Raw genomic sequence first — 9,196 nt, forward strand, 5'->3', positions numbered from 1 at the left:
CTTTCTTCGCCGTTTCGAGTTCAGGCCTTGTGGTGGCCCGGGAGCTGGCTGTAGATGAATTCGCCCGATCCGACCGTCGCGCGCGTGGTGAGCACCGGTCCGTCAAGGCGTGCCGCCACGGTGGTCCCGTGCTGGCCAGCGCCGGGCGCGGCCACGCCGGTCAGATGCCGCTTGGAGATACCGGCGGCGTTGCTGGACCGGCTCCACGCGACCGCGAACGCGCGGTACGGGGCTGTCGACTCTTTCGTGCTCGCGGCGCACCTGGCCGTGCTCTCCGCCGTCACCGGTGAACCCGCGCCGGTTGCCGGGTTGATTACCGAATCGGCTATCCGACCGGTGCGTGCGGAGGTCGGCGGCCGGAGCTGGCGGGAACTGGCGGCGGGTGTCGACGAGGTGCGTGCGGACTCAGAAGTCGAATCCGTGCTCGATCTTTCTCCAGGCGGTGTTGTGCACGAGGGGGTGCTCGGTGTCCGGTTCGCCGACGGCGGGCTGTCGGTGACTTCACGATCCGACTTGCTCGATGCCGAGGCGGTGACCCGCATTGCCGGGTATCACCTGAGCGCGTTGCGCCTGCTTGCCGACGACCTAGACGCGGTGCACCGCGTCGAGGATCTCTTGAGCGAGCAGGAGGTTCGTCATCAGCTTCGGGATCTCGCTGGGCCGCGCGAGCCGCTGGGCAAGCGGATGTTCGCCGAGCTTTTCACGGAGCAGGCCCGCCGACGTCCCGACGACATCGCGGTTTCACATCGCGACCGCAGCTGGACCTACCGCGAACTGGACGAGCGTTCCACCGAGGTGGCTGCCGCTCTGCTGGACTGGGGTCTCGCCACGGGTCAGATCGTCGCCGTGGTCACGGCGCGGGATCTCGGTTGGGCCGCAGCGGTGCTCGGTGTGCTCCGTGCCGGTGGCGCCTATCTCCCGGTGGACCCGGGCGCGGCCGCGAGCCGGATCGCCGGGGTGCTGGACCAGGCTGGCTGCTCGATGGTGCTGGCCGGGGCGGGCATCGATGGCGCAACGGTGGGTGCCGGGCGTTGTGTGCTCACCATTGACGAATTGCTCGGTACCGGCGCGTCCGCCACCACGGTCGCTGTGGCGGCGGATGCGCTTGCGTACGTCTACTTCACCTCAGGCTCCACCGGGACGCCGAAGGGCGTGATGTGCGAACACGCGGGCCTGCTCAATCACTTGCTAGCCAAGGTCGCCGACATGGAGCTGACGCCAGGGGAGGTAGTGGCGCAGACGGCCTCCCAGTGCTTCGACATCTCGCTGTGGCAGCTCCTCGCGCCGCTGCTGTGCGGTGGCAGCTCGCGGATCGTGGATTCCGAGGTGCTGCTGGACGTGGACGGCTTCCGCGACGAGCTGGCCGCTTCCGGAGTGCGGGTCGCGCAGCTCGTGCCGTCCTACTTCGAAGTGCTCGTCGCCCGGCTGGAGAGCCGGCCGGGCGGGTTGGGACGGCTGCGGGCGATGTCGGTGACCGGCGAGGTACTGCGCCCGGATCTGGTGCGCCGGTGGTTCGCCTGCTGTCCGGGCATCACGCTGGTCAACGCCTACGGCGCCACCGAATTGTCCGACGACACCACGCACGCGGTGCTGCGGCATCCGGACGAGCCGGTGACGCTCGGGCGCGCGGTGCGCAACGTCGACGTCTCGTTGATCGGTGACGACCTCTCGCTGCTGCCGCTCGGCGCGCCGGGGGAGATCGCCTTCTCCGGTGTCTGCGTGGGCCGCGGTTATCTCGGTGACGAGGAGCAGACGGCGCGGGCCTTCCGCCCCGACCCGCACCGGCCGGGACAACGGCTCTACCGCACCGGAGACCTCGGCCGCTGGCTGCCCGGCGGGCGATTGGAGTTCCTCGGCCGCCGTGACGAGCAGATCCGCATCCGGGGCGCGCGAGTGGAGATCGGCGAGGTCGAGCACGAGCTGGCGGCTATCGACGGAGTCGACTCGGCGGCGGTCGTGGTGGACAGCGGCGAGGGCCGGGAAGCCATCCTGGTGGCGTTTTTCACCGGCTCCGGGAAGCTCGATGGGGGGGAGGTGCGCGCACGGCTGGCCGCGCAACTGCCTGGCCAGCTGGTGCCCACCTACGTGCACCGGCTGGACCGCCTGCCGCTCAACGCCAACGGGAAGACCGACAAAGCGGTGCTGGCCGTGCTGGCGGCCACGCTCGGGCACGCCGACGGGCCGTACGCTGCTCCGGCCACGCCCACCGAACGGGCGCTAGCCACCGCCTGGGCCGAAGTGCTGCACGTGCCGTTGGAGCGGATCGGGCACGCGGACGACTTCTTCCGCCTCGGCGGCACTTCCCTGTCGGTGGTGCGCCTGCTGGTCAAACTGGACGGGCTGGTGTCACTGCGGCAGGTGCTGGCGCGCCCGGTGCTCTCCGAGCTCGCCGCGCTGATCGACGAACGTCGTCCGCTCCCGGCCCCGCGCCTGCTCCACCCCCTGTCCGAAGTGGACACCGATCCCGTTGCGACGTTGGTCTGCTTCCCGCACGCGGGCGGGAACTCGGTCAACTTCCAGCAGTTGGCACGGGAGCTTCGGGCGCACGGCGTCCAGGTGCTCGGCGTCGAGCCGCCGGGTCATGATCTCGGCGCCGAACGAGCCGAACTGGCCACGGTGGACGCGATTGCAGAGGCGGTGCGCACGGAACTGCGCGATCACCGGAGCGCGCCCCTGCTGGTGTGGGGACACAGCACCGGTGCCGCTCCCGCATTGGCACTGGCCCGGCTGCTGGAGGATGAGGGCGCACCAGCGCACCACGTGTTCCTCGGCGCGATCCGGCCCGCCACCGAGGACCAGCTGCGGGCCGAGGACATCCGGGTGAGGGTGCAGGGTGATCGCGAACTCGTGACGGCGATGTTGGAGGACAGCGGCTACATCGAGTTCGACGGCCTCAAACCGGAGCGGGCCCGCGTCGTCGGGGTTGCCTACCGCCACGACGTGCGCAGCGCCGGCGCGTTCTTCCGCGGCGCACTGCGCTCGCCGCTCGCGCACCGGGTCGACACCCCGGTGGAGTTGGTCGTCGCCGCCGACGATCCGCACACCAGCGAGACCGCGCGTCACCTGTCCGCCTGGGCCGGGCTGACCCGCCGACTGAGGCTGCGCGTGCTCGCCGAGGGCGGCCACTACTTTCCGAGCAGCCGAGCCACCGAAGTCGCCGGCGTTGTGCTCGGCGCCTGCCCACAACTGTCCCGAACGAGGAGCCCGGTTTGACCATCGACCACACGAACCTGACCGGCCGGATCTCGGCCGGGCCGGACGGCCTGCTGCGCGCGGAGATCCTGGAACCGCAGCTCCGGTTCGAGCTGGCCTGCCTGCTGCCGCACTACGTGCGATTGGAGAAGGTGCTGCTCGCCGAGTACGCCAGGATGGGCCTGCTGACCGGCGAGCAGGTGGGGCTGATCTCCGGGCTGCTCGATCGCGCCACCCCGGACGCGGTGGAGCGGTCCGCGCGCGGGGCGATGAGCGACCTGGTGTTCTCGCTGGAACGCTTCATCAGCCATCGGTTGCCCAAGGTGCCGCCCGCCTGGCACGTCGACCGCAGCCGCAACGATCTCCAGGCCTCCGCGCAGGTGCTGTACGGCCGGGCCCGACTGCTGGACACGGCCGAGCTGCTGATCGAGTTGGGCCGCGCCACCGGGCGGCTGGCCGCCCGCACCGGCGGGCTGATGATGCCCGGCTACACGCACATGCAGGCCGCCCAGCTGGTCAGCCCGGCGTTCTACTTCTCCGCGCTGGCCGAGCAACTGCTCCACACGCTCTCGCGGCTGGAGCCGGTCTATCTGACCGCCAGCGCCTGCCCAATGGGCGCGGGCGCGATGGCCGGTCAGGAGCTGGACTGGGACCGCGAACGCATGGCCCGGCTGCTGGGCTGCGAAAGTGTTCAGCGGCATGCGTTGCGCGCGGTGTCGCAGCGGGACTGGGCGCTTGAGGCCTGCGCCGAGTTCTCGATGCTGGGCGTGGCGCTGAGCCGGTTTGTCACCGACCTGATGACCTGGGGCGGCACCGGCTACGGCTACCTCGACCTGCCCGACGACTGGTCGGGCATCTCCTCGGCGATGCCACAGAAGAAGAACTTCCCTGTGCTGGAGAGGATTCGCGGCCGTACCGCGCATCTGCACGCGGCCTATCACGGCATCGCGACCGCGCAGCGCGCCACCTCCTACAGCAACTCCGTGGAGGTGTCCAAAGAGGCCAGTGCCCAGGTGCCCGCCGCGTTCGACACGCTCGACTCGATCTCGCGCCTGCTCACCGGCGTGCTGGACCGCCTGGAGTTCAACGAGGAACGCCTCGCCCGTGCCTGCGAGGCGGAGTACTTCGGCGGGTTCACCCTCGCCAACCAGCTGACGCTGCGAGCGGGGGTGCCGTGGCGGACGGCCCAGGTGGTCACCGGCCGCTACATCGTCGCCGCGGTGGCGAAGGGTCTGCCACCTGCCGAGCCCGAGCCGGCGCTGTTGGAAAAAGTGTTGGCGGAGCATGGATATGCATCACCGCTCGCGGAAACTCTGCTGCGCGAAGCAATGGATGTCACGGCCGCACTGCCTGCCAAGCGCACCACCGGGTCGACCGGGCCCGAGCCCATGCGCGAGCTGCTCGCCACGCAGGAAGCCGAGTTCGACCAGCTGACTTCGGCCTGGGCCGCGCGGCGCACCCGGCTCGCGGACGCCGATGCCGAGCTGGCCGCCGTGCTGGCCGATGCCGCGGGAGCGCGGGCATGAGCAAAGCCACCGGAAGCCTCGCCGGGCCCCGGCCGTTGTATCGCGGGGTGACCGGCGTCGGCACGGCCTTCGGAGTGTTCGGTGAACTGCTGCAAGGGGTGCTGCCGGAGCCGGAGGGCGACTTCCTGGTCACCTTGCCGATCGCGCGCTGGTCCGTGGCGACCTTCCGTGGCAACGCGGACGCCGGCGAACTGACAGTGTGGCCGCGCCGCAAGACCAAGGCGCTCCGGCTGGCCCGGATCGTCCTGGCCGACGCCGGGCGGCCGATCGGCGGGGAGATCACCATCGACAGCGGTCTGCCCGAGGGGAAGGGCATGGCCAGTTCCTCGGCTGACCTGGTGGCTACCGCCCGGGCTGTGGCCAACGCGCTCGGCATCACCTTGCCTCCCCGGCGGATCGAGAACTTCTTGGCCCGCATCGAACCCACCGACGGCGTGCTCTACCCGGCGGTGGTCGCCTTTTACCACCGCCGGGTAGAGCTGCACTCGGTGCTCGGCTCGCTGCCGCCGATGACCGTGGTCGGCGTGGACGAGGGCGGCGAGATCGACACCGTGGAGTTCAACCTCATCCCCAAGCCGTTCACCGCGGCCGACCAGCGCGAGTACGCCGGGCTGCTGGCGCGGATGGCGGAAGCGGTGCGGCAGCGGGACCTCGCCGAGGTGGGCCGGGTGGCCACCCGCAGCGCGCTGATGAACCAGGTCCTGCGGCCAAAGGCCACGCTGGAGCGGTTGCTCGGTGTCTGCGAGGACGTCGGCGGGCTCGGGGTGGTCGCCGCGCATAGCGGGACCAGCCTCGGCGTGCTACTGGACCCGGCGGTGCCCGGCTACCCGGACCAGGTCGCCGCGACGGCCAGCGCATGTTCGTCCATCGCGGGAAACGTCGCGGTGTACCGGTGTTTGAGCTTCGACGGAATGGGAATGGGACGGCGCTGATGCTGAGTCACAGCCTGATCGACGTCATCGGCGGCACTCCGCTGGTGCGGTTGCGGACCGGAGCGGACCGCGGCGTGGAAATCCATGCCAAGCTGGAGTTGCAGAACCTGTTCGCGATGAAGGACAGGGTGGCCAAGCAGATCATCACGCGCGCCCGCGAGTCCGGCGAACTCGCCGAGGGCGCGCCGATCGTTGAAAGCTCATCGGGCACCATGGCGCTCGGAGTGGCGCTGGTCGGCACCCTGATGGGGCACTCGGTGCACATCGTCACCGATCCTCGTATCGACCAGATCACCCTGGCCAAGCTCACCGGCCTGGGCTGCCAAGTGCACGTCGTGTCCGAAATGGACGAACACGGATGGCAGGGCGCCCGGCTGACCAAGCTGAACGAGCTGATGAACACGCTGCCCGGCGCCTTCTGGCCGCGGCAGTACGCCAACCCGGAGAATCCCGCCGCCTACCGCGCGCTTGCTGATGAGCTGGTCACCGACCTGGGGGGCGTCGACGTGCTGGTCGGCTCGGTGGGCAGCGGCGGGTCGCTGTGCGGCACGTCGCGCGCGCTGCGGGAGCGGCTGCCCGACGTGCGGGTGATCGGGGTGGATTGCGTCGGCAGTGTCCTGTTCGGACAGCCGGACTGGCCGCAGCGGCTGCAGAGCGGGCTGGGCAACAGCTTAAACCCGCCGAATCTCGACCATTCGCTGATCGATGAGGTGCACTGGCTCAACGACCGGGAGGCTTTCGATGCCACCCGGGCGCTGGCTCGCGAGGAGAAGCTGTTCACCGGCAACACCTCGGGGTCGGTGTACCGGGTGCTCACCTGGCTCGCCGCCACCGCCCCGCCGGGCACGCGGATCGTCGGCATCTTCCCCGACCGCGGTGACCGCTACGCCGAGACCGTGCACCACGAGGGATACTGGGCCGAACGCGACCTCGCCGAGCTGCCGCTCGCGGAAATTCCACAGCAGGTTCGCGCTGGCACCACAGTATCAAGCTGGTCCTACCAGGTCGCCGGCAGTGACCGCCCACCGCTGTTCGTCTTCGTCGAGTCGAACACCACCGGCACTGGCATGCGGGCGCTCGGCGTGGCCAGGGAGCTCGGTTACCGGGCCGTGCTGATGACGAGTTGGCCCGAGCGGTACCTGGGCCTGGCCGATACCGGGGCCACGGTTGTCACCTGCGACACCAACGACTTCGACGCGCTGAACCTGGCGGTCGGCAGGGTGGCCGGTCGAGCCCCGATCGCCGCGGTGACCACGACGAGCGAGTTTTACCTGGCCACGGCCGCGCGCCTGGCCGCCGCACTGGGCTTGCCCGCCGCCGACGCCGAGGCCATTGGGCGCTGCCGTGACAAGGGCGCGCTCCGGGCCGCGCTAGCCGAGGCCGGTGTGCGGCAGCCGGTGTACACCGCCGTCACCGACGCCGCGTCGGCTTGGGAGGCGGTCGCCGGGGTCGGCCTGCCCTGTGTGGTGAAGCCGGTGGATGACTCGGGTTCGACCAACGTGCTGCTGTGCGCCACCGTCGGGGAGGCGATCGCCCAGGTGAACCGAGTCCTGGCCGTCACCCAGAACGGCCGAGGCCAGGCGACCCGCCGCGCCGGGCTGGTCGAGCAGTTCCTCGACCAGCCCGAGTACAGCGTGGAGATGTTCGGCACCGGCAAGGAGCAGCGGTTGCTCGGCATCGTCGAGAAAACCGTGACGCCAGGACCGAACTTCGTGGAGAGCAGGCACATCGTGCCCGCGGATCTGCCCGCCGCGGTCGCCGAGGAGATGGCCGCGGCGGTCCGTGCGGCGCTTTTCGCGGTGTCGCTGGAGTACGGCCCCAGTCACACCGAGGTCAAGCTCGGCCCGGACGGCACCGCGGTCGTCGAGATCAACCCGCGCCTGGCCGGGGGCATGATTCCTGAGCTGTTCCGGCTGGGCACCGGGGTCGACCTGCTGGAGGCGCAGGTTCGCTTCGCCGCGGGAGCGGAGTTCGACCTGCCGGAGTCGTTCGAGGGCTATGCCGGCATCCAGTTCCTGCTGCCGCCCGAGGAAGGCGTGCTCGAAGAGGTGACCGGCGTGGAGCAGACCACGGCCCTGCCCGGAGTGCGGGCCGTGACGGTCACCGCCAAACCTGGGCAACGCGTTGCCCCGCCGGTCGACGCGTACGGCCGCCTCGGGTATGTGATCGCCACGGCGGCCACCCGCGGGGAGCTGGTCGAGATCCTGGACCGGGCTCGCGCGCTGATCGGCTTCCGGTTGCGGCCGGGGTCTACCCGCGTGGCGTCGGCGTATCCGCTGGTGAGCAGGGAGGCGCGAGAGAGCCGTTCGGTTGTGGAGGTCGGCGGCGTCGCCATCGGCCCGGACACGTTCACCCTGATCGCCGGACCCTGCGCGGTCGAGACGCCGGAGCAGACTATTGCCGCTGCTCGGCTCGCCAAGGCTGCGGGTGCTTCACTGTTGCGGGCGGGCGCGTTCAAGCCACGCAGCTCGCCGTACGGTTTCCGGGGCCTGCGCGCGGAGGCGTTGCGCATCCTGGCCGAGGTCCGCGCCGAGACAGGTATGCCGGTGGTCACCGAAGTGGTCGATAGCCGAGACGTGGAGTTGGTCGCCAGCTGGGCGGACATGCTCCAGATCGGCACGCGGAACATGCAGAACTTCGGCCTGCTGGAAGCGGTGGGTGATAGCGGGAAGCCCGTGCTGCTGAAGCGAGGCATGAGCGCGACAGTCGAAGAGTGGCTGCTTGCCGCGGAGTACATCGCGCTGCGCGGCAACACCGACATCGTGCTGTGCGAGCGCGGCATCCGCACCTTCGAACCCGCCACCCGCAACACGCTGGACCTCTCGGCGGTGCTGGTCGCGCAGGCCCAGTCCCACCTGCCGGTGGTGGTCGATCCGTCCCACGCGGCCGGGCGCCGAGAGCTGGTGCTGCCACTGGCACGCGCGGCCGTGGCGGCCGGGGCCGACGGGGTGATGATCGACGTCCACCCGGACCCGGCCGCCGCACTGTGCGACGGTCCGCAGGCGCTCGGTGAGGCGGAGGTGTCCGGCCTGGCCGGGGCGATGCGGGACTGGGCCACGCTTGCCGGACGCCTACCGCAGGAGTTGCTCGGCTCCGAATCAGCCGCGCTGCGCTGATCCGGCTTAGCATGGTGGGGCCGGGCGCGGGGTGTGTCCGCGGTGGAACGCCGACTTACGGCCCGCCAAGGCCAAAATGTAAATCTCCGGCACTCACCGGTCAGTCGTCGGCGCAAACCAATAACCTGATAGTTACTCGAAAATTAGGTCGGGCCTGACTCGAAGTCTATTCGCTTGGTCAGTTGCCCAGCAGAGAAACAAGGCCCTGCGTTTCACCGAGTTGCGCCAGGTTTCACCATAGTTTCGAAGACGTCCCCATTCGCAACGGTGTCACATTCCGCAGCGGAACCCCGCGCCGCTTGACACGCTCATCCGCTGGAGTATTAGGAGATCCTTATTTTCTGTCTTGTGCCACCAGTGCGGCGATCTGGCCGCGCGAGGTGAAGCCGAGCTTGGTGAGGATATGTTCGACGTGGGTTTCGGCGGTGCG

At 69.9% G+C, this 9,196-nt stretch carries 4 protein-coding genes; all 4 read left to right on the forward strand.

The window, feature by feature from the left end; genetic code table 11:
* Window positions 1-171 precede the first annotated feature (171 nt).
* Genes ACWDKQ_RS26715 through aroF form a run of 4 tightly spaced genes read left to right on the forward strand, consistent with a single transcriptional unit; the run spans window position 172 to window position 8,766 of the window.
* Window positions 172-3,213, forward strand: coding sequence for an amino acid adenylation domain-containing protein (locus ACWDKQ_RS26715; RefSeq protein ID WP_450141518.1), 3,042 nt, complete (start codon window positions 172-174; stop codon window positions 3,211-3,213).
* Window positions 3,210-4,718 (forward strand): lyase family protein, encoded by a 1,509-nt coding sequence (locus ACWDKQ_RS26720; protein WP_450141519.1) that lies wholly within the window; start codon window positions 3,210-3,212, stop codon window positions 4,716-4,718. Before ACWDKQ_RS26715 ends, ACWDKQ_RS26720 begins: the two co-directional genes overlap by 4 nt.
* Complete coding sequence (locus ACWDKQ_RS26725) at window positions 4,715-5,650, forward strand: GHMP family kinase ATP-binding protein (protein WP_450141520.1); 936 nt, start codon at window positions 4,715-4,717, stop codon at window positions 5,648-5,650. The genes ACWDKQ_RS26720 and ACWDKQ_RS26725 overlap by 4 nt, the downstream gene beginning before the upstream one ends.
* Window positions 5,650-8,766 carry a 3-deoxy-7-phosphoheptulonate synthase gene (aroF, locus tag ACWDKQ_RS26730; protein ID WP_450141521.1) on the forward strand — a complete coding sequence of 1,039 codons (3,117 nt, stop codon included), beginning with the start codon at window positions 5,650-5,652 and terminating at the stop codon, window positions 8,764-8,766. Before ACWDKQ_RS26725 ends, aroF begins: the two co-directional genes overlap by 1 nt.
* The last annotated feature ends 430 nt before the right edge of the window (window positions 8,767-9,196 follow it).

This window comes from Saccharopolyspora sp. NPDC000995 (genome assembly GCF_053599315.1).

Coding starts and splice junctions, on each gene's coding strand:
- ACWDKQ_RS26725 (WP_450141520.1), top strand. CDS start 4,715: ATGAGCAAAGCCACCGGAAGCCTCGCCGGGCCCCGGCCGTTGTATCGC.
- aroF (WP_450141521.1), top strand. CDS start 5,650: ATGCTGAGTCACAGCCTGATCGACGTCATCGGCGGCACTCCGCTGGTG.